General features: G+C 74.4%; 17 protein-coding genes. 15 read left to right on the top strand and 2 right to left on the bottom strand.

Annotation, left to right across the window (positions count from 1 at the left end; genetic code table 11):
- Window positions 1-48: 48 nt before the first annotated feature.
- The gene (locus ACLIBK_RS13365) at window positions 49-1,839 is read right to left on the bottom strand and encodes a thiamine pyrophosphate-requiring protein (protein WP_415387758.1); all 1,791 of its coding nucleotides are present in this window, start codon (window positions 1,837-1,839) and stop codon (window positions 49-51) included.
- A 174-nt stretch (window positions 1,840-2,013) separates the two neighbouring features.
- Window positions 2,014-2,952 carry a LysR family transcriptional regulator gene (locus ACLIBK_RS13360; protein WP_415387757.1) on the bottom strand — a complete coding sequence of 313 codons (939 nt, stop codon included), beginning with the start codon at window positions 2,950-2,952 and terminating at the stop codon, window positions 2,014-2,016.
- 145 nt (window positions 2,953-3,097) lie between these two features.
- Between ACLIBK_RS13360 and ACLIBK_RS13355 the strand changes: the two genes are divergently transcribed.
- The 15 genes from ACLIBK_RS13355 to ACLIBK_RS13285 all read left to right on the top strand — a co-directional run bounded on the left by ACLIBK_RS13355 (window position 3,098) and on the right by ACLIBK_RS13285 (window position 20,212).
- Window positions 3,098-4,063, top strand: a complete 966-nt coding sequence (locus tag ACLIBK_RS13355) for an MBL fold metallo-hydrolase (RefSeq protein WP_415387756.1) — start codon at window positions 3,098-3,100, stop codon at window positions 4,061-4,063.
- A gap of 55 nt (window positions 4,064-4,118) precedes the next feature.
- Window positions 4,119-4,802 carry a pyridoxamine 5'-phosphate oxidase family protein gene (locus tag ACLIBK_RS13350; protein WP_415387755.1) on the top strand — a complete coding sequence of 228 codons (684 nt, stop codon included), beginning with the start codon at window positions 4,119-4,121 and terminating at the stop codon, window positions 4,800-4,802.
- A 355-nt stretch (window positions 4,803-5,157) separates the two neighbouring features.
- The gene (locus ACLIBK_RS13345) at window positions 5,158-6,078 is read left to right on the top strand and encodes a hypothetical protein (RefSeq protein WP_415387754.1); all 921 of its coding nucleotides are present in this window, start codon (window positions 5,158-5,160) and stop codon (window positions 6,076-6,078) included.
- A 33-nt stretch (window positions 6,079-6,111) separates the two neighbouring features.
- A complete protein-coding gene (locus tag ACLIBK_RS13340; RefSeq protein ID WP_415387753.1) occupies window positions 6,112-7,284 on the top strand; it encodes a hypothetical protein in 1,173 nt (390 codons plus the stop codon).
- Window positions 7,285-7,314: 30 nt separating this feature from the next.
- Window positions 7,315-7,743 carry a hypothetical protein gene (locus ACLIBK_RS13335; RefSeq protein WP_415387752.1) on the top strand — a complete coding sequence of 143 codons (429 nt, stop codon included), beginning with the start codon at window positions 7,315-7,317 and terminating at the stop codon, window positions 7,741-7,743.
- On the top strand, window positions 7,740-7,997 hold the full coding sequence (locus tag ACLIBK_RS13330) for a hypothetical protein (RefSeq protein WP_415387751.1): 258 nt from the start codon (window positions 7,740-7,742) through the stop codon (window positions 7,995-7,997). Before ACLIBK_RS13335 ends, ACLIBK_RS13330 begins: the two co-directional genes overlap by 4 nt.
- A 5-nt stretch (window positions 7,998-8,002) precedes the next feature.
- Window positions 8,003-11,071 (top strand): hypothetical protein, encoded by a 3,069-nt coding sequence (locus ACLIBK_RS13325; RefSeq protein ID WP_415387750.1) that lies wholly within the window; start codon window positions 8,003-8,005, stop codon window positions 11,069-11,071.
- Window positions 11,071-12,651 (top strand): hypothetical protein, encoded by a 1,581-nt coding sequence (locus ACLIBK_RS13320; RefSeq protein ID WP_415387749.1) that lies wholly within the window; start codon window positions 11,071-11,073, stop codon window positions 12,649-12,651. The genes ACLIBK_RS13325 and ACLIBK_RS13320 overlap by 1 nt, the downstream gene beginning before the upstream one ends.
- Window positions 12,648-13,178 carry a hypothetical protein gene (locus ACLIBK_RS13315; protein ID WP_415387748.1) on the top strand — a complete coding sequence of 177 codons (531 nt, stop codon included), beginning with the start codon at window positions 12,648-12,650 and terminating at the stop codon, window positions 13,176-13,178. Before ACLIBK_RS13320 ends, ACLIBK_RS13315 begins: the two co-directional genes overlap by 4 nt.
- The gene (locus ACLIBK_RS13310) at window positions 13,175-13,783 is read left to right on the top strand and encodes a hypothetical protein (protein WP_415387747.1); all 609 of its coding nucleotides are present in this window, start codon (window positions 13,175-13,177) and stop codon (window positions 13,781-13,783) included. Before ACLIBK_RS13315 ends, ACLIBK_RS13310 begins: the two co-directional genes overlap by 4 nt.
- Window positions 13,780-15,714 (top strand): hypothetical protein, encoded by a 1,935-nt coding sequence (locus tag ACLIBK_RS13305; protein ID WP_415387746.1) that lies wholly within the window; start codon window positions 13,780-13,782, stop codon window positions 15,712-15,714. The genes ACLIBK_RS13310 and ACLIBK_RS13305 overlap by 4 nt, the downstream gene beginning before the upstream one ends.
- The gene (locus ACLIBK_RS13300) at window positions 15,714-16,082 is read left to right on the top strand and encodes a hypothetical protein (RefSeq protein ID WP_415387745.1); all 369 of its coding nucleotides are present in this window, start codon (window positions 15,714-15,716) and stop codon (window positions 16,080-16,082) included. Before ACLIBK_RS13305 ends, ACLIBK_RS13300 begins: the two co-directional genes overlap by 1 nt.
- The gene (locus ACLIBK_RS13295) at window positions 16,079-16,531 is read left to right on the top strand and encodes a hypothetical protein (RefSeq protein WP_415387744.1); all 453 of its coding nucleotides are present in this window, start codon (window positions 16,079-16,081) and stop codon (window positions 16,529-16,531) included. Before ACLIBK_RS13300 ends, ACLIBK_RS13295 begins: the two co-directional genes overlap by 4 nt.
- Entirely contained in the window at window positions 16,521-17,954 is a 1,434-nt protein-coding gene (locus tag ACLIBK_RS13290; RefSeq protein ID WP_415387743.1) for a hypothetical protein, read from the top strand. Before ACLIBK_RS13295 ends, ACLIBK_RS13290 begins: the two co-directional genes overlap by 11 nt.
- Entirely contained in the window at window positions 17,954-20,212 is a 2,259-nt protein-coding gene (locus ACLIBK_RS13285; RefSeq protein ID WP_415387742.1) for a hypothetical protein, read from the top strand. The genes ACLIBK_RS13290 and ACLIBK_RS13285 overlap by 1 nt, the downstream gene beginning before the upstream one ends.

Below are 20,212 nucleotides of genomic sequence, written 5' to 3'. Positions count from 1 at the left end.
GAAACCCGGCCGGTTCACTCCGGCCGAATCCGCATTGCCCGAGTCGCCTCATTCCTTGCGGGACGGCAGCACCGCGCTCATCACCTGCCGCGCCGTATCCAGGATCACCTGCCCCTTGTCCGGGTCGTGCAGCAGCGCGGACGCGAACTGCCGGACCTGCCCGGGCTGGGTGTGCGGCGGCAGCGGCGGCACGTTGGGGTCGGTGCGGATTTCCAGCACCACCGGCCGGTCGGAGGTCAGCGCCTGGTCCAGCGCCGGCCCGACCCCGGCGGGATCGTCCACGAACAGGCCGCGCAGTCCCGCCAGCTCGGCGAAGCGGTGATAAGGGAAGTCGGGCAGGCGCTGCGTGTCCTCGAACTTCGGCATGCCCTCCATCACCCGCTGCTCCCAGGTCACCTCGTTGAGGTCCTGGTTGTTCAGCACGATGCAGACCCAGGTGGGGTTGGACCAGGAGCGCCAGTGCTGCGCCACCGTGATCAGCTCGGCCATGTTGTTCATCTGCATGGCGCCGTCGCCCACCATGGCGATCACCGGGCGGTCGGGATGCGCCATCTTCGCGGCGAAGGCATAGGGCACCGCCGCGCCCATGCTGGCGAAGCTGCCCGACAGCGACCCGCGCATGCCGCGCCGCATCCGCAGGTTCCGCGCGTACCAGTTCACCGCCGACCCGGAATCGCTGGTCAGGATGACCCCGTCCGGCAGGCGCTTCGACAGTTCCTGGAACGGCAGCTGGGGGTTCACCGGATCGGCGGCGGCCTCGGCCCGGCTCTGCAGCAGGGCGTGCCACGCGCGGTTGCCCTCGGCGATCCTCTCCCGCCAGGAGGTGTCCTTCTTCTGCTCCAGCAAGGGCAGCAGCGCGCGCAGGCTTTCCGCGGCATCGCCGGTCAGCGGCACCTCCATGGGATAGCGCAGGCTGAGCATGGCGGGCTGCAGGTCGATCTGCACGCCCCGCGCCTGCCCTTCCTTCGGCAGGAACTCGGACCAGGGAAAGCTCGACCCCACCATCAGCAGCGTGTCGCAGTCCTGCATCAGGTCCCAGCTCGGCCGCGTGCCCAGCAGGCCGATGGTGCCGGTGACCCAGGGCAGGTCGTCGGGCAGCACGTCCTTGCCCAGCAGCGCCTTGGCGGCCCCGGCGCCCAGGCGGTCCGCCACCGCCTCGACCTCGGCCGCCGCATCCCGCGCGCCCGCGCCCACCAGGATGGCGACGCGCTTGCCCACGTTCAGCACCGCGGCCGCGCGGCGCAGGTCCTCGTCCCGCGGGATCACGCGGGGTGGCGTCCAGCCCACGCCGGAATGGTTGGTGCCGTGCGCGTGCGGTGGGTCCTCGTAGGGCTCCTCCGCCAGGTCGTTGGGGATGATCAGCGCGGTCACGCGCCGCTCGCCCATCGCCGTGCGCATGGCGCGGTCCACCAGGTGGCGCATCTGGGTGGGCACGCTCGCCTGCTGCACGAAGGCGCCAGCGACGTCCTTGAAGGTGCTCAGCAGATCCACCTCCTGCTGGTAGTGGCCGCCGATCGCCGGGCGCACGGTGTGCCCGGCGATGGCCAGCATCGGCATGTGGTCCGCCGCCGCGTCGTACATGCCGGTCAGCAGGTGCGTGGCCCCCGGCCCGCTGGTGGCGAGGCAGACGCCGACCTCCCCGGTGAACTTGGAATGCGCGCTGGCCATGAAGGCGGCCATTTCCTCGTGCCGCACCTGGACGAACTGGATCTTGTCGGTGCCGAAGCGCTGCAACCCGCCCAGTAGCCCGTTCACGCCATCTCCGGGATAGCCGAACACCCGCCGCACGCCCCAGGCATGCAGCCGTTCCCAGAAGAAATCACTGACCTTCTTCGCCATGAGGTCCTCGCAGCCGTCGGGGGATGGGGGGCGGGCAACCCGCCGTCGAACGCTGTTTCACGAACGGCGCCCCGCACCGGGCGGTTGCGCGGCGCGGAATTCCTCCCTGGACCGTGCGGAAGTGGCGAAGGGCGTCTCAGCGGTGCTCTGGCTGTTGCTGGCGGTGCACCGCGATCAGGTGCTGCCGCTGCCATGATCGTCCCGGAACTCGGCCTGCAACTCAGCCATCTGGCTGCGCAGCCGCGGTATCGCCCAGTCCAGGAAACTCCTCACCTTCAACGGCAGCAGCTCAGCCGTGGCATAGACCAGGTTGACCGGCAGGGGCTCCGGCGCGAAGTCGGCGAGAACAACCTGGAGCTGGCCGGCCCGCAATTCCTCTGCGACCTGATAGGACAGCACGCGGATGATCCCGAGGTCCGCCAGGGCCGCCTTGATGGCCGCTTCCGTGGTGTTCACGGCCAGCCTCGGGCGTGGTTCCGCCACGAAGGCGGTGCTGTCCCGGCGGTAGCGCCACTCGGGCGAGGTGGCGAAGCCCTGGAAGCTGACGCCGTCGTGTTGCGCCAGCTCCTCGGGCAGGCGCGGCACGCCGCACCGCGCGAGATAGCCCGGTGAGGCGCAGACGACGCGGCGCACGGACCCCACGCGCGTGGCCACCAGCCCGCTGTTCTCCAGATGCCCAATGCGGAGGGCGACATCGATGTGCTCGTCGATCAGGCTCACCTGCTGGTCCGTGAGCATCAGGCGCAGGGTGATCTCCGGCTGCTCGGCGAGAAAGGCGAGCGCCACGGGCATCAGGTGCCGCTGGCCGAACATCGTCGGGGCGGTCACGTGCAGCTCCCCCCGTACCGCGCTGTACTCGCCGGCCGCCTGCCGTTCCGCTTCCTCCACCTGCTCCAGGATCCGCTTGCACGCGGCGACATAGGCGCGCCCGGCATCGGTGAGTTCGACCCGCCGGCTGGAACGGACCAGGAGCTGGGTCCCGAGATGCCGTTCCAGGTCGGCCACCTTGCGGCTGATCGTGGCAAGCGGCCTGCGCAGCTGCCGCGACGCAGCCGACAGGCTGCCCTTCTCCACCACCGCCAGCAGCACAGACATCGTGCCGAACCGATCCATGCGGCCTTCCATTTTGCGGGAGGAAACCTCCCGCAAAGGCAGGATACTGCGGCGTAAACGGAAGTCCTAGCTTTCCGGTCAGGCGACAGGCGGCGTGTCGAGCACACCCCGCCGGGGTCGCGACCATGACCAGAAGGAGCACGTCATGACCGGTCTTTCCCGCCGTGCCTTCACGCTCGGCCTCCCCCTCGGCACCCTGGCCGCCGGCACGCTGCCGCTGCTCGGCCGGGCCGGTTCCGCCGCCGCGGCGGGCCCGGCCGCCGTCACGCCCCAGGCGCAGATCCGGATCGGCCGCTTCACCGTGACCGCGCTGGCGGACGGCTATGCCGACATGCCCTACAGCTACTTCCCCGGCCGCGCCGCCGCGCAGGTGGAGCAGGCCGCGCGGGCCCAGTTCGTCGCCCAGCCCGGCGGCGTGCGCTTTCTGTTCAACCAGTACCTGATCGAGGATGGCGAGCGCCGCATCCTGATCGATGCCGGGCCGGCCGGCTCGCTCGGCCAAACGGGGCTGCTGCCGCAGGCGCTGGCCGCGCTCGGCCTGCGGCCCGAGCAGATCGACGCGGTGATCGTGACCCACATGCACCAGGACCATATCGGTGGGCTGGTGGCCGGCGGGCGGAACAGCTTCCCCAATGCCGAGCTCTTTATCGACCGGCGCGACGTGGCGCACTGGACGGATCCGGCCAAGCGGAACGGCGCCCCCGACTACCTGCAGCCCAGCTTCCGGCTGTCGGCGGAGGTGGTCCGCCTGTACCCGCGGCTGCAGGCCACCGACGGCGAGCGCCAGATCACCCGCGGCGTGTCGGTCGTCGACCTGACCGGCCACACGCCCGGCCATGTCGGCGTGCGGATCGAGGATGGCGGCAACAGCCTCACCATGGTGTCCGACATGGTGTTCCCCGTGGTGCATCCGGGCGCGACCGACGTGAACTTCATCATGGAACAGGACCACGCGGCGGCGCAGGCGATGCGGACCCGGTTCTTTCCCCGCGCCGCCGAGGAGGGCGCGCTGATCGCCGCGACGCACATGGCCTTCCCGGGGCTCGGCCGCATCCTGCCCGACAATGGCAGCCTCCGCTGGCAGCCGGCCGACTGGGCCTACCAGAGCTGACACCCCGATGGCCGCCCCTCGCGGCGGCCGCTTGGCAACCCTGCGGGAAACACACATGCGCCACCGGTATCTGGAGATCGCGTCGACACCCGCCGTGCAGGCGGCACGCGAGCAGTATGGCAGCGCGGCGCAATGGGCCCGCGCCGAAGGCTCCGCCGCGGAAGCGGCCCGCAACGACCGGCTGGGCCCGGCCGAATGGCAGTTCATCGCGGAACGCGACGGCTTCTACCTGGCCAGCGTGTCCGAGACCGGCTGGCCCTACGTGCAGTTCCGCGGCGGGCCGGCAGGCTTCCTGAAGGTCGTGGACGATCAGGTGCTCGGCTATGCCGATCTCCGCGGCAACCGGCAGTACATCACGGTCGGCAATGTCCAGGCGGATAACAGGGTTTCCCTGTTCTTCATGGACTACGCGCACCGGCGCCGCCTGAAGATCTTCGGGCGCATGCGGGTCGTCGATGCCCGGGCCGACGCGGCGCTCGCCGAACGCCTGGCAGTGCCGGGCTACCCCGGCCGCGTCGAGCGCGCCGTTCTCATCACGGTCGAGGCCTTCGATTGGAACTGCCCACAGCACATCACGCCCCGCTTCACGCAGGCCGAGCTGGAAGACGCGCTTCGGCCTGTTCGCGAGGAGATCGCTGCGCTGAGAGCGGAGAACGAGCAGCAACGGCGTCAGCTGCAGGCGAATGGACCTGATCGGTCCGATGCGATGGGGATTCCGCCTGCTGCGGTCGTGAGTTGAGGTCTCGCCCCGCAGATCGCCATGCTGCCAAGCGGTGAACCCGACCGCTGCCACACCGCGTGACGCTCAGCCAGAACCCGACGGCACTGAGAACCGAGGCACGTGCCAGTGCTGCACCCACGATGATGGCGGGGCCGTGGTCGTCACCACCACCTTCCTCGTCAGCCTGCCGGGCGGCTGGTTGCCCGACCGGCTGGCCCAGACGCTGCGCTGAAACGCCGCGGCGGTCCGGCTTTCCGGCTCGCCCGTGCTTCCGCCCCGTGTGGGGCCCATGGCCCGGGCACGCCCACTTCGTGGTTGTTTCCGCGCTTTCATTTCGGTATCGTTAAAATTGCGCTTGGGGCCGGAACGTGCCGTGGACATCGCGGATAGCCTTCTGTTGCGCGTGGCGACCGAGGCCGGCCGGACCGCCCTGCTGGACCAGGAAAGCCTTGGCCAGCTCGCCGGCTCCGCCTTCGACCTGTCGCTCGATCCGCTTTCCGGCCCCTTCGCCCTCGCCCTCGATTCCGCCCAGATCGGGGTGGAAGCCGCGCCACCCCTGCTGCTGGAGGGAATGTGGCGCGCCGGCGACGCCCCCGTGGCGACGGAGCTGCGCCTCGCCCTGCGCGGCCTGCGCGCAGCCTCCCCCGCCCGCGCCGAGGCGCTCTGGCGCGGCGAGCTGATCGCCCGGCGCATCCCGGCGGACAGCGTCGTGGAGGGCGTCCGCCCGCGCTTCGCGCTGCTCGACCTCGACCGGAGCCTCGCCGCCGCGCCCGGCGGGCTGCCCGCCGACGCCGATGCGCTGGAAGCAGCACGGCGCGGCGAGCTGCTGGCGCGGCTGAAGACCGGCATGGAGCAGCCGGAGCTGTTGGACGAGGCCGCGCTGGACGACCTGCTGCGCGCGGCGGGGCAGGACTCCGTCGCCGGCCTGCTGGCGGCGCGCGGCAGCACGGCGCTGGGCACGCTGCGCGTTACCTTCTCCGCCCCCGCCGCCGGGCCGCCCGTGCCCGTGCGCCTGCCCGTCACCGTGGCGGTCTTCCTGCGCGAAACGCTCTCCCCCCTCGCCCCGCTGCTGGCGGAGATCCGGGCGGTGCGGGAGGCGCTGGGGCGGGACCCGGACGTGCTGCCGCCCCCCGCGCCGCTGCGCCGCCGCGCCGCCATCGCCGCGCTGGTTGTCACCCCCGCCGCGCTCTTTGACGCGCCGGGCTGGCCCGGCGGGGATGCCACGGCCCGGCGCGCGGCGGCGGTGGAGTTCCTGGCGCGCGAGGGCGTCGCCCTGGCCGTCGCTCCTCCCTGAGCCGCGTATCAACCTTCGAGACAGGACGCCCCGATGCCCCTCCTGGATGTGGTCGCCTATCCCTTCGTCGAGGTGAAGATCGTGCCGCCTCCGGCGGCGGTCGCGACCCGCAGCCCCGGCGTGGTCGCCGTGGTCGGCATCACGCCGGACGGTGCCTCGGGAGGCACTGCCCCGGTAGACGCTCCGCGCGTCGTCACCTCGGCCGGTGAGGCGGCAACGCTCTTCGCCTCCCGCGACGCCGACGGCGCGGTGCAGCGCAACGCGCTCTTTGACGCGCTCGCCGTCGCGCTGCTGCAGGATCCGCCGCCGGCCAAGGTCTACGGCGTCCGCGCCGCCGCGGGCGGCTATGCCGCCGCGTTGCGCGCGCTGGAAGGGGTGGACGACGTGAACTTCGTCTCCCTCGCGCGCGAAACGGAGGTGGACGCGCTGCTGCTGCTGAAGGCGCATGCGGAGGATGTTTCCGCCGCCGGCTCCCCCCGGATCGCGGTGGCGATGGCCGACCCCACCCAGGCGCCGTCCCAGACCTGGGCGGCGGACACGCTCGGGGCGCTCACCGGGGCGGGCAAGGTGCTGCGCAGCGACACCGGGCGGATGATCGTGGTCGCGGCCCGCGCGGCGGGCACGGCGCCGGATTTCGCCACTGCCGCCATGGCCGCCATCGCCGGCCAGCCGCCGCATGTCTCGCCCGTGCTGAAGCAGGTGCGGGGCGTCGCCATCCCGCGCGAGCTGGGCTTCTCGCCCACCGAGATCAAGGCGCTGGCGGCGGAAGGCATCATCCCGATCATCGACCCCGCCCTGATCCCCGGCGAGGGGCTGTTCATGGCCGATGGCGGGCTCTTCACCACCGATGCGCGCCGCCCCTTCGTCGACATCGTGCGGGTGCTGGACGACATCCAGTTCCGGCTGCGCGCCGGGCTGATCGGCACCATCGGCGATGCGCGGATCACCAAGCCCGGCCTCACCCTGGTGAAGCTGACGGCGGAAGGTATCGTCGCCAACTTGCGCCGCCAGAACGTCATCGACGGCTACACGGTGACGATCCCGCTGCTGGAACTACTCTCGATCCCGGAGAGCGCGCGCACCGCCGCCGACACCCAGGCGATCACCCAGGCCCGCGCGACGCGCGGCGTGGATATGGTCGTCGCCATCATCTACGGGCCGCAGGTGCACCACCTCGGCGTCACCCTCCGCATGGACTTCGCCTGATCCCACCGCGCCGCGAAAGGACGCCCCTCCATGCCCGACTGGAGAACCCGACTCGCCGTTTCCTTCCAGGTGGACGGCAACACCGTGCAGATCACGCCGATCGACCAGTTCTCGCCCACCTTCAGCCTGGGCGCGGAACCGCTGCATTCGGTGGAGCGCACGCATATCGGCGTGGTCTACCAGCCGAAATCGCTGACCTTCTCCATCACCGTGCGCGCCATCGGCGGCGTGGTGGGCCAGCTCACCGCGCTGGCGCTGAAGGGCACGCCCTTCGACATCCTGCTGCAGGAGGCGGAGGGCGAGGACTGGAGCTTCGCCTCCTTCGTGATGCGCCGCTGCATCATCACCTCGGCCCAGCCCGGCGCCGCCACCATCTCCGGCGCGCCGAGCGCGACCTTCTCCGGCTTCTCGCTGGAAACCAGCGTGGACCCCAAGGTGGGTGAGGCGGTGACGGCGTGAGCGGGAGCCGGCAGGCCGCGCGCGTCCGCCGCACCGGGCTGGCGCTGGTGCATGAGGGGGAGGTGGTGCTGCCCGCCCCCGGCTCGGAAGCGCTGCTCGACCGCACGATGGCGAGCGGCCCCGCCGCCGTGCACTACCATTTCCCGGTGGAGGTGGAGCTGGTCTCCGGCGAGGGCGCGATCGACCTCGACCGCATCGCGGAGCACGTGCTCGGCCGGCTCTCCTCCGGCCTCGACGGGGTTTCGGAAGGATAGGGAGCATGGCGGTCGCGGTGCACATCCCCGTCCGCCTACGCCTCGACCGTGAGGCCGTGACCGGCCGCCTGCCGGAGATCGAGGCGGCGGTGGAGCGCGCCGTCGGCCGCGCCCTGCGCCGCTCCCGGCGCGCCACGGAGGCGGCGGGCATCGCCCCGGCGCGCCGTCCCCACCCGCCCGCCATCGCCTGGACCGGCCCCGCCCCCGCCGGGCACGAGGCGGTGGAGCGCGCCATCCGCCTCGCCATCGCGCGCGCCCTGGAGGTGCTGGACGAGCCCTCGCCCGAGCCCGCCGCGCACCGCCCGGCGCGGGAGCGCCGCGACGCCCGGCGCGCCTACCCGCTCGGCCGCTACCTGGTGGACAGCTACGAGGGCGGCACCGCCCTGCTGCCGGTCGGGGGCGGGCTGTCCGGCTTTCCCCGGGTGGAATGGGATGTGGAGAACGACATCCCGCAGAACCTGCGCGGCCTCGCCGCCTGGCTGCGCGCGGAGGAGGTGGGCGCCGGCCGGCAGGTGCGCGGGGGGCCCTGCGGGCTGATCGCGCTGCGGCCCTGGGGCTGGGAACTCTTCATCACCACCGACGGCTTCGCGACCGAGGAGCACAGCCGCCAGCTCTCCTTTCCCGTGCAGCAGGTCCTCCGCGCGCGGCTGCGCGGCGAGGAGGTCGAGCCGGTGCTCGAACCCCTCCTGCCCCAGGCGGGGGCGGCCACCCTGACCCAGACCGCGCTGCCGCCGCCGGGGGAGGAGCGCCTGGCCCTGCTGCGCGCCGGCTACGGCCCGGGGCTGCGCGCTTCCGTGCGTGACGAGCTGGGCGCGGCCGAGGCGCGCGCCGACCGGGTGATGGACGAGGCGGAGTACGAGGCCTCGGTTGAGCGCTTCGTCGAAGCGGCGGTGGCGCGGCTGTCGGACACCATCCCCGCGGACCGGCGCTTCCTCCTCCGCCTGGATTTCGGCGAGGGCACCGCCTTCCAGATCGCCCTGCGGGAAGACGCCGCCAGCGACATCGGCTGGACCGGCCCGGCGCAGATCCTGCCCATCACGATCATCAGCTACGCGCCGCTCGGCCGCGGCGACGGGGCGGGCGAGGGCGGCGCCGGCCGCGACGCGGCGGGCGGCGGGCTAGAGGGCGAAGGGGCGCGGGCCGGCGGTGGCGGGCCCGGGGGCGATGACGGGGGCGGCAGCCGCTACGGCATTCCCGGCGGCGGCGAGGGCCAGGGGGCGCGGCTGTTTCCGATGCTGCCGCCCGGCCTCTTCACCGAGCACATGGCCTGCGAGCCCTTTGGCGGCTCGGAGGCCGATCCGGCCGAGCTGGGCCCGCTGGGCAAGCGCATCACCGGCATGGTGGAAGAGCTGGCCGCGCGGCTGGGCATCACCCCGTGCCGCTGGCCCGGCACCTTCGCCCTGATGGCCTCCGGTGCCATCACGAACTTCGCCGTCGCCATCGGCCGCAACGCCACCGCCGAGGGGACGGGGCGCAGCGCCAACAGCCCGGCCGGCCAGGCCGGCAACATGGGGCGCATCGCCTTCACCCCCAGCGCCTCCCCCGGCATCCTGCAGCTTCGCCGCCTCGCCCAGGCCGCCGCCCTTTGCGCCCGGCTCACCCGGCTGCTGCAGGAGGTGAGCATCGGGGAAGGCGCACGGCTGCTTTCCGGCGACTACGCCGACTATCCCCACCACTGGTTCCGCGACTTCGGCTATGCCGCCTGGCCCCGGCTGGAACGCGCCGTGGGCCGCATCTTCACCGCCGGCTGCCAGCTGGTGATGTTGCAGCTGCTCAACACCTCGCGCGAACAGATCGCGGCGCGGCAGCGCAACCTGCATGCCTATGCGCCCCTGTTCCAGGAGATCATGCTGGCGCGCCTGTCCGACCTCGGCGCGCTCACCGAACTTCGCGACCGGCTGGCAAACCACGAGCGCGCCCGCACCGTGCAGAACTACGTCCAGCCCGTGGACGGGTGGAGCGGTGCCGCGCGCGCCCTCGCGCAGGCCTGCACCGCCGGCGAGGCCTTCACCCACCGTCCCGGCGAGGCGGGAGAGATCGTGGAGGAGGCGGGCGTCGCCCGGATCCGCGACGCGCGAGGCCTGCTCTGGACGCGGACGGCGCTGGAAACCGCCATCGCGCAGAAGCGCGGCGATGCGGAGAGCCTCGACCCGCTGATCCAGCAGCTCTCCGACATCCCCGAAACCATTGCCGCCTTTCGCGCCGATCCCACTGCCGCCGAGCGCCTCCTCCGCGAGCTGCTCGCCGACATGGCCCGGCGCAACGCGGAGCAGACGGCGAAGGCGCAGGGGGACGAGCTGTTCGGCCTGCAGGCCGCGGCGATCCAGCGCAACGCCGCTTCCACCCAGGTTCCCGGCGCGCCCTACGCGCTCACCGGCACGCATCTCCTCGCCCATGAGCTGCTGGGCGCCTTCTTCGAGGGCGACCGGGTCTGGGGCGCCGGCATCCGCGACGCGCTGATGAACGAGCAGGCCAAGAAGCGGTTCCGCCTCGTTTTCGAGTTCGCCGCGCTGACCCTGCTCGCCGTGCTCTGCCCGCCGGCCGCCTTCGCCGTGGGGGTCGGCCTCGCGGTGGCGGAGGTGGCGCATGCGCGCGCGCGGCTGCAGCTCTATCGCGGCCTCATCAACCCGGAGCTGGTGCTCAACCGCGCCGAGCTGGAGCTGCAGCTCTACGTCGCCTATGTCGGCGTGGCCCTGGCGCTGCTGCCCGAGGCGGGAACGGCGGCGCGCGCCATCTCCCTCGGCGTGCGCGGCGGGATGCGGGCAGGCGCCGCCGTAGGGGCGCGCCTGGCCATGCGCTCCGTTCTGCGCTCCGCCAATCGCCAGATCACCCATGCCCTGTCGCGCCAGCTCCTGCCCACCCTGGTGCAGGAGGCGGCGACGAACCTGTTGATCCAGCACGTCATCGAGGCGGCGCTGGGCCCCGTGCTGGAGCGCGTGCAGCGGGAGATCGCGCTGCACACCGCCGTCGGCGGCCGCGACGGCGCCCTCGCCCTGATCGAGGCCATTGAGCGCGATGCCGGCCGCCGCGCCGAGGCGCCGCTGCCGGCCGCGCTGCTGGGGGAGGAGGGCTGATGGGCTTCACCCCGCGCCTGCCCCCGGGCCTTTTCCGCTCCCTTTCGGAAAGCCATCCGCGCCTGCGCGCCGCCGCTGCGCATCTGGAAACGCTGGGCATCCCCCGCGCCCGCGCCACCGCCCTGCTGCGCTCGCTGATGGTGCACGTGATGGAGGATCTCGGGGCGAGCTGGCTGCGCGACGTCACCGCGCGGCTGGAACGCATCGAGGGGCTGCGCAACCGCCTGGGCGACGCCGTCGCGCATGTGGTGGAGAACGGCATCCTGCCCGAGGGGATGGACGTTGCCGGCTTCTCCGCCCTGCTCGCGCAGCTCGAGCGGGAGATGGACGGGCTCGCTTCCGCCCGGCGCCACGCGGAAACCATGAACGGCGCCGCCACCGGCGAGCGCGTGGTCGCCGGCGCGGCGAGCCCCGCCGGGGCGCCGCCCGCCACTGGCGCCCACCCCCACGGCGGGAACGGCGCGCCGCGTCCCGGCGCCGTTTCGCCGCACCCGCCGGAAAGCCTCGCCGCCGCGATGGATGCCGCCCGCGCCAGTCATCCCCGGGGCGCGGCGCTGATCGACCGGCTGGTCGCGGACCCGGAGCTGGGCGACCGGCTCGGCCTCGCCCTGGCCGCGGAGAACCGCCCTGCCCAGCTCGACCGGCTGCGCGAGCTGGGGGAGGCCGCGGGGCTGACCGAGGCGGAGCTGGCCGACCTCACCCGGGCCGTCGAGGCCATGGGCGTCGCCCGCCACCGGATGGAGGTCGTGGACCCCGCTGCCCTGGCCCGGCGCCGCGCCGCCGTCGCCGGCTTCCCGGAGGCGCTGGCGAAGGACTGCCTGGGCGACAACACGATCCTCGGGCCGCTGGCGGAAAGCAACCGCGGACAGGTCCTGGTTTATTGGCGACGCTGGCGGGAGGGCGGGGCGAAGGGCTCCTTCCGCGACTACGTCCGGGCGGAGATGGGCTCGGAAATCCGCCCGACGATGAGCGAGTGGAGCGCCACCTTCAACGTCGGCGGCGAGCCCGGCGCGATGGTGCTGAAGGACCCCGCCGCCTTCGACCCCGGCCGCCCCGGCAACCGCCGGGTCAACCCGCGCGAGCCCGGCACCGACCTGCTGGTCCGTCGCGCCAACGGCGACCTCTGGTACGTCGACGACAAGGCGCATCGCGGCCGGGTGCCGGAGAGTACGTCGGGCGCCGGGGGCGACCATCCCGGCGGCGTGCGCAGCCCCGTCGCCCTGTCGGGCGTTTCGGCGCTGGAGCTGCCGCGCTTCCTTGCCAACCTGCGCGACGACATCGCCGAGATCGAGGCCGCGATGCTGCGCCAGCGTGGCGCCGGCCACGTCCCCGACCCGGCGGTCGGCGACAGCCTGGCCCGGCTCCGTGCCGCGGCGGACGAGTTGGAGGCGGCGAGCGCCGGCTGGGGTCCGGACGACCACCTGCGGCCCGAGAACCTCCGCGCCGTGCGCAGCATCCTCGACCGCCACCGCATCCGGTTGCGGGTGACGAGCGAACTGGGCGACGTCGCCGCGATGACGTCGCGGCTGGAAGGGCTCGGCATCCGCGTCGTTCCCCCGATCGGCGGGAGGCTCCGGTGAGCGGCCGTCAGACATCCTTCGCCGACTACGGCACCCTGCCCTCCGCCCTGCTCTGGGATGGCGGGCTGCTCTTCATCCCGCTCTGGGTGGTGACGGAGATCACCCTCGACCAGACCTTTCACCTGCCCGCCATCGGCTCCTCCGGCCTGCGCGCCATCGCGCCCGTCGCGGATGCCACCGTGCGGCTGCGCGGGCTGCTGGTGGGACCGGAGCGCTTCGCCTGGAAGATGGCGCTGGAGATGCAGGCCGAGGCGGCGCAGCGCGGTTCCGCCGCCGCCGCGCTGACGGGCGCCCTGGCGGGGGCGGTGGGCGCGCCGGGCCTCGCGGTGGGCGGGCTGGTGCTCGCCACCTCCATGACCATCCGCACGGACATGCAGGTGAAGCAGCTCACCTTCACCGCCACCAGCGCCCGGCGCGAGGCGCTCGACGTGTCCATGACGCTGGAACACCTCCCGCGCCCCTCGCCGCTGGGCAAGCTCCTCGATGTCGCCTCGCTGGGCGTGGGCGCACTGGCGGATTTCGGATGAACACTTCCCTCCCCGCCATCGCCCGGCTGAACCCGCCCCCCGCCGCGCCGGAGGGGATGGCGGCCCTCGACAGCCCGATCCGCAACGGGCTGCCGCATGCCGTCGCCCTGCTGCCGCGCTGGCGCGTCCTGCTCGTCCTGCCGCTGGGCGTCGCCGCGACGCTGCGCGACCTGCCGCCGGGCACGCTGCTCTCCTCCGACGCGGGGGAGGCGGCCCCCGCCCCGGCGGCGGAGGCGGCACCCGACCCAGCGCGCCCCGCGCCACGCCTGCGCGTGCAGCAGGATGGCGAAACGGTCGCCACCCTGCCGCTGGCCGCCGGGCTATTGGCCGAGCTGCCCGGGCGCGACGGCGGCTTCGGCCTGCGGCTCTTCCTGCGCGGCTGGGCGCTGCATGCCGGAACCCTGCTCGGCCCGGGGGATTTCGGGTCCGTGCTGCGCCTCGCCGCCGCGCGCGCCGACCTGGCCGCGGATTCCTACGAGCCGGTGCCGCCCTCCCCCGCGCTCATCGCCCGGCTGCCGCCGGCCGACCGGATGGAGAGCCGGGCGGGGCTGCGCGCCGTGCTGCGGCTGCGCCGGATCCACCTCCTGAAGCAGGGGCTGCGATGATCCTCGACGCCGGCAATATCCGGGCCGCCCGCACCGGCAACCTCGCCGGCTGGGCGGCCGCCTTTCTCACGGCGGAACAGGCGCGGGCCCCCGCGCCGGGGGCGGCGGCGCTGCTGATCGGCCATGCCGACTACTTCGCCGCGATCGAGGTGGCGCTGCCCGGCGACCTGTCCGGCGGCCGCTTTTCCCTCACCGTCGAGGCGATGACCGACGCGCACTACAAGGACGCGCGCGGTGCCGTGGCGGTGGAACTGTTTCTCTTCTGGCAGGACGTGAACGCCAACCTGGGCGGCTACTTCACCAACCTTGTCGGGGTGAACGCCGCGCCGGACCGCGCCGCCCTGGCCCCCGCCCTGGTCGGGCGCTTCGCCATCCGGCAGCGCCGGCGCGGGCTGGGACGGCGGGGCGGGGATGCCGTGTTCGAGGGGCGCGACCTCGCCTACGACCGGCTGGCGACGCATCGCGCGCCGCTGGTCTGCGCCGACGGGCTGGGTGGGCTGCTGCGCGTCCTGTCCTCGGCGGCCGGCATCCCGATCGCCGCCGAGCCCTCGGAAACGGAACTGCTCCCGCCCGGCACCCCGCCCGCCGCGGAACAGACCGGCAGCGGCGGCGAGGCGCGCAGCGTACTCGCCGAAATCCAGGCCCTGGCCGAGCGGATCGCCGCCGACCTGCGGGAGGACGCGCCCGCCGTCGCCTTGCCGGTCAACGGGACGCTGCATCTGGGCCGGCGCAGCATCCCCTTCCCGGCCGGCGGGCCGGTCGATCTCGACCTGCCGGGCGGCCTCGCCTCCGCCACGGCCGAGGCGGATGCCAATGCCGTGGGCGGACGGCGCGGCTGGCGCCTGCTGCTGCGCGGCCGGCCGGACCTGCGCCCCGGCGGGGTGGTGCGCTTCAAGGCGCCGGAGGAGGAGGTGCTGACCACCACCCCCTCCTTCGGCACCGCCCTGGCCGGGGCCTTCGCCGGGCTCGCGGGCGGCTTCGGCGGTCCGGAACCGCCGGACACCGCCGCCTACGTCACCTCCGTCACCCATCGCATGTCCCGGCAATCGGGGCTGCAAACGGAGGTGACGGCGCTGGAGCTGCCCTTCGTCCTGCCGGCCAACCCCTGGTCCCTTTTCCAGCGGAGCGAGGCGGACGGCCCGGCCCGCCCGGCGCGCGACGGCGACGCGGCGGCGAATCTCGGGCGGCAGGTGCGCGGCCTCGCCCGCTCCGTGCTCGGCCGGCTACGCCTGCCGGAGGTGGCGGAGGTGCGCGATACCGCCGCCGCCCCGCCCGCCACCCCGGCCATGACGCTCACCGCCTGGGAGGGGACGAGCGGCTTCGCGGGAGAATCCCACACGCTGCGGCGACACCCGCCGGCCCGCGCCCGCGCGTCCGAGCATCGCGCCGTTACCACCCTCACCCCCTTCGCCTGGGGCGCCTGCGGCCTGGCCCTGCCGCGCTATCCGGGGATGCGGGTGATGCTGGGCTTCCGCAACGGCCTCGCCACCGAGCCCTACGAGTTCGGCGCCACCTGGGGCCCGGGGGCGCGCATGACCCCGCAGGCGGGCGACTGGTGGCTCTGCCTGCCGCGGAACGCGCCGGCCGCCGCCCTGCCCCCGACCGACACGGCGGACCACGAGCCGGGCCCGGACACCCCCGCGACCCACGACCTCATCGACGCCGCCGGCAATCGCGTGATCCAGGTGGGCAAGCTGACCCTGCGCATCGGCCCCGATGCGGACGCCAAGGCGGGCACGCGGCCCGCCAGTGAGTCTGCCGCCTTCTCCCTCCGCCATGCCGACGGCAAGGCGGAGATCACCATGGACGCGAACGGCGCCATCACCATCCGGGGCGAGCGGATCAGCCTCGATGCCGGCTCCAACGGCACCGTTTCCATCAACGCGCGCGACGTCGACGTCTCGGTCGCCAACCGGATGAACGTGACCTGATGCCCGCCCTCCTCACCACCGGCGACACGCTGCTCTGCTCCTACGGGGGAAAGGTGACGCTTGCCGGGGCGCCGAAGCTGCGGATCGCCGGCGGCATGGCGCTCACCGCCTCGCATGTGAAGGGCTGCCCGGTGGTGGGTTGCGGCGCCGGCGCCTCCTCGCTGCCCCTCTGCACCGCCGTTTCGGACGTCTCCGGCGCCGCCGCGAAGCTCCAGGTGGCGGGCGAGGGGGTGCTCCTCCCCCCCGTCAGCGGCCAGGCCTCCGTGCCGCCGCCCCCCGGCGGGCCGCCCGGCGCGGCCGGCCCGCCGCCCCACCCGCTTTCCCTGGGCCCCGGCTCTCCCCTCCAGTCCAAGGTGTCCGCCGCGTGACCGACGCCCGCGAAGCCCCCCTCGGCCGCGCCATCCGGCTGGTTCCGGTGGAGCCCTCGCTCGGCGCCGCGGGCGGGCTCGACATCGACCTTTCCGCCGGCAGCGCCGTTTCCGGCCATGACGCGCTCGGCCAGGCGCTGGGCCTCGCCCTGGTCACGCTGCGCGGCTCCGACCTTTTCGCGGCCGGCTTCGGCTTTGCCGGGCTGGCGGCGCTGGCCGAGGAATCCGACCCGGTGCTGCGGCGGGAGCGCCTGCGCCTCGCCGTGGTGGAGGTGCTGCGGGCCGAGCCGCGCATCCGCCGCATCCTGTCCGTCCGCTTGTCCGGCGAGCCGGGCGGGCCGGAAAGGGAGCCGGGCAGCCGCTCGCTCGCCATCCTGGCGGACTTCGAGACCGTGGCGTCCACCCGGCAGGTCGCGCGCCTCGACGGGGAGATCACCGATGTCCGGTAGCGCCGCGCCCTCCCTCTCGGACACCACCGGCCCGCTGGACCCGGGCGAGGTGCTGGCGCTGGACGAGGCGCTGCGCGGCACCGCCTCGCCCGGCTTCGGCGTCACCGGCGCGGGCTTCGCCGCCAAGCCCTTCGCCCGGCTGCTGGCCGAGAAGCTGGCCCTGGCCCGCGCCCTGCTCGGCCCCGAGGCCGACCTGTCCTCCGGCTCCGTGCTGCGCAAGCTGCTGGAAATCACGGCGCTGGAGGATGCGCGGCACTGGGCGGCGCTCGCCGCGACCTATGACGACCTCTTCGTCTCCTCCGCCCGGGGTGCCGCCCTCACCGCCCTGGGCGAGGAGCTGGGCCTGCCGCGCCCGCGCCTGCCCGCGACCGGTCGGGTCGCGCTGGTGCTGGCCGCCGCCCTGCCGGCGGGCGTGGCACGCCTGACCCTGCCGCGCGGGCTGCGCCTGCTGACCCCCGGCGGGCATCATGCCGCGCTGACCGAGACGGCGGTGCTGGACGGCGCCACGCCCCGGCGGGAGGTGGCGGTGGAGGCCTTCATCCCCGGTCCCAGCCACAATCTCGACCCGGTGGTGCCGGCCCAGAAGCTGGACCGGGTGAACCCGACCGACCCGCTGGCCGCCGACTTGCTGGCGGCGGAGCAGGCGGCGGGGGAGCGGCTCCTCACCGTGGAACATACGGCGGCGCTCGCCGGCGGGGAGCAGGGCTGGCCCGACCTGCGCTACCGCCAGCTCCTGCTCCGCGCCCCGCGCTCGATCTGGACCGCGGCCGCGGTGGAAACGGCGGTGTCGCTGGTGCCCGGCGTGCGGCAGGTGCAGGTGGCCGACCTGCGCGGCGGGCTCGACCTCGGCCAGTCGATCTTCGGCAACTTCAACTTCATCGAGCGGCTCTTCGGGACGGAGCGCGACCTCGCCTCCCCCTACTACGTCACCGTCCTGGTCGCCCCGACCCCGGCGGCGATCTGGTCCGGCCCGGATGGGCTGCGCGCCGCCGTGGAGGCGGCGGTGGAGGATGTGCGCCCGGTCGGCATCTACCCCAACATCCAGATGGCCAACGAGGTCGGGGTGGGGGTCGCGGCGAAGCTCGTGGTGCGCGGCCTGCCGCTGCCGACCGGCAACGCCGCGACGGTGAACGGTTCCGCCGCCGCCGCGGCGCTGCGCGCCCGGCTGCACCAGCGCCTGCAGCGCTATGTCGACAGCCTGCCCTTCGGCGAGCCCGTGCGGGTTTCCGAGGTGATCTGGACGCTGATGAGCGAGCCGGGCATCGCCGATGCGCGCGACGTCCGCCTCCTGCGCTTTCCCTCCGGCACGGGCCCGGCGGGGCAGCCGCAGGAACTGCCGGTCGGCGCCAATCTCGATCCCGGCGCCGACAGCATCCCGGCCTATGTCGATCTCGACGCGCCCGTCCGGCTGGACATCGTGTGATGCCCACGGCCGCCGATCGCCGGGTGCTGGATCCCCGGGTGTTGGATCCATGGGGCGCGGCCTCGGCCCGCGCCATGGCCGCGCACCTGACAGCGCCGCTGGCCGCGGCGGCGGAAGGGCGGGTGATCGCGCTGGACGTGCAGGGCCGGCTGGTCGTGCCCTTCCCGACCCGGCGGCCGCTGCTCCTGCTCGCCCTGCGCGCCCCGCTGGAGGAGCGCGCGCTGACGGTCACGGCGGCCCTGCCGGGAGCGGACGCACCGGCCGTGCTGCGCTTCGCGCCCTGGAGCGAGGCGGGCACCGCCCTGCCGCTGCATCGCCCGGCCGGGGAAGCAGTGCCGGCCTTCTCCGTCGCGCTGGAGGCCGCGCTGGACGGCGCGCCCCTGCCCGCCGCGTCGCTGGCGGAGTGGCTGGAAGGCTCCCTCAGCCAGGGCGAGCTGGGTCGCCTCCTCGCCCTGCTGGGCGCCGAGAAGGGCAGGCTGCGGCGGGAAGCGCGGCAGCTCCGCGCCATGCGCCGGCTGGACACGGCGGCGCTGGAAGCGCTGGACCGGATGGGGGCCGACCTCGGCATCCCGCGCCTGTCCTCCGCCCCCGCCTGGGACGCGGCGCGCCGGGAGATCGTCGCGACCCCCGCCGCCGAGACGGATGCCGCGTATCGCCATCGCCTCGGCATCCACCGCCCCTTCCTGGCGCCGACCCGCGCGGCGGCCACGGCGCTGCTGCGCCAGGGCATCCCCGGCCTGACGATCGCGGAACCGGGCACGCCGCTGGCCATCGCCATCCGCCTCCTCGCCATCGGCCCGCCGGCCGCGCGCACCGACCTGCTCGCCCGGCTGCGCGCCGACTGGCTCGTGCAGCCGCGCAACGATCCGCCGGCCAACGCGGCCCATGCCGCGCGCTTTCTTCCCGCCGCCCGGCGCGTCGCCACCGCCGAGCTGCGCAACCGGCTGCGCGCGCGCTTCGACTTCGCGGCGGGCGCGGCCCTCGCCCCCGGCCTGGCGGCGGCGCTGGACCGGGCGGAACGCATCCTGGCGGCAATCGGCCATCCCGACCGTATCGCGATCGCCGGGGCGGGCGACCCGGCCGGGGGCAGCCGCTTCGAGACCGGGCTGGGCCTTTCCATCGCGCCCCTCGCCCTGGTGGAGGCCGACGCGCTGCGCGACCGGCTGCTCGCCCCGCGTGACCCCGGCGAGGACGCGGAGGCCGAGGCGCTGATCGCCGCCGCCCGGGCCGCGCCCCCCGAGGCGGGGGACGTCACCCTGTCCTGGCTCTGGCGCGCGGCCGGGTTCCGCACCGCGCACCGCCTCGCCACCGATGCGCTATACCTATCCGACATGCCGGTGCGCGGGCTGGTCATCGCGGGGCCGGATGCCGTGACGCCCGGCGCCCCGACCGAGTTCCGCGCTATCTTCGAGGCGGAGGGCGACCCCGCGATGAACGCGGCCCTGGGCGCCGCCCTCGCCCGCGCCACGGCGGGCCAGGCCGCCGCGGGCGCCCCCGCCTTCGCCGTGCTCTCCGGGGCCGAGGCCGCCGCGCGGCGCGCCGCCGCGGCGGATATCCCCGCCGCCAGCCCGCTCGCCGCCGCCCTGGCCGCGGGCGGGCTTGCCGCGCCCGTCGCCGTCCGGGCCGCCGCCGCGGCGGTCGGGACCCTGCCCGGCGAGTTGCACCGCACCCTGTCGGTCGATCCCGGCCTTTCCGCCGGGCTGCGCGCCGGCGACCCCGCCTCCGCGGCGCCCCTCGCCGCGCTGGTGCGCCTCCTGCGGGAAAGTGGCGTCACCGCCCTCCTGCCCCTCGCCACGGCGACGGAGGTGGTGCTGGTCGCGGCCGTCACGCCGCTGCCCGCCGTGGGAGTGAACCTCGGCGAGCGGCGCGCCACCGGCATCCGCTGGGCGGTGGTTTCGCTGGGCGGCAGCGCCACCCTTACCGGGCTCGGCTCGCGCACCCTGCTGACCGGCGGCACGCCCGGTCCCGTCGCCCTCGTGGCGCTGGGCCACCTGCGCGAGGGCGCGCCCGATCCCTACGAGATCCGGCCGGAGCTGCCGGAGGGCCGGCTGCTGTCCCTGGCGGAATACGAGTGGCTGATGAACGCGCTGGAACGCTGCTTCGCCCTCGGGGTCGAGGTGAACACCTGGCGCATCCGGCAATCCGGCGTGGACCTGGACGGGGACGGCACGGCGGACCCGCTGCCGCCCGGCCTGGCGCGCCACTACCGCCGCTTCCGCATGCCGCGCCTGCGCGGCCTCGACGAACCCGAAGCCTGA

The organism is Roseomonas sp. BN140053 (genome assembly GCF_047690175.1).
Lineage (GTDB): Bacteria > Pseudomonadota > Alphaproteobacteria > Acetobacterales > Acetobacteraceae > Roseomonas.
The sequence above is the reverse complement of the archived record's forward strand: the minus strand, read 5'-3'. Positions and strand labels throughout refer to the sequence as shown.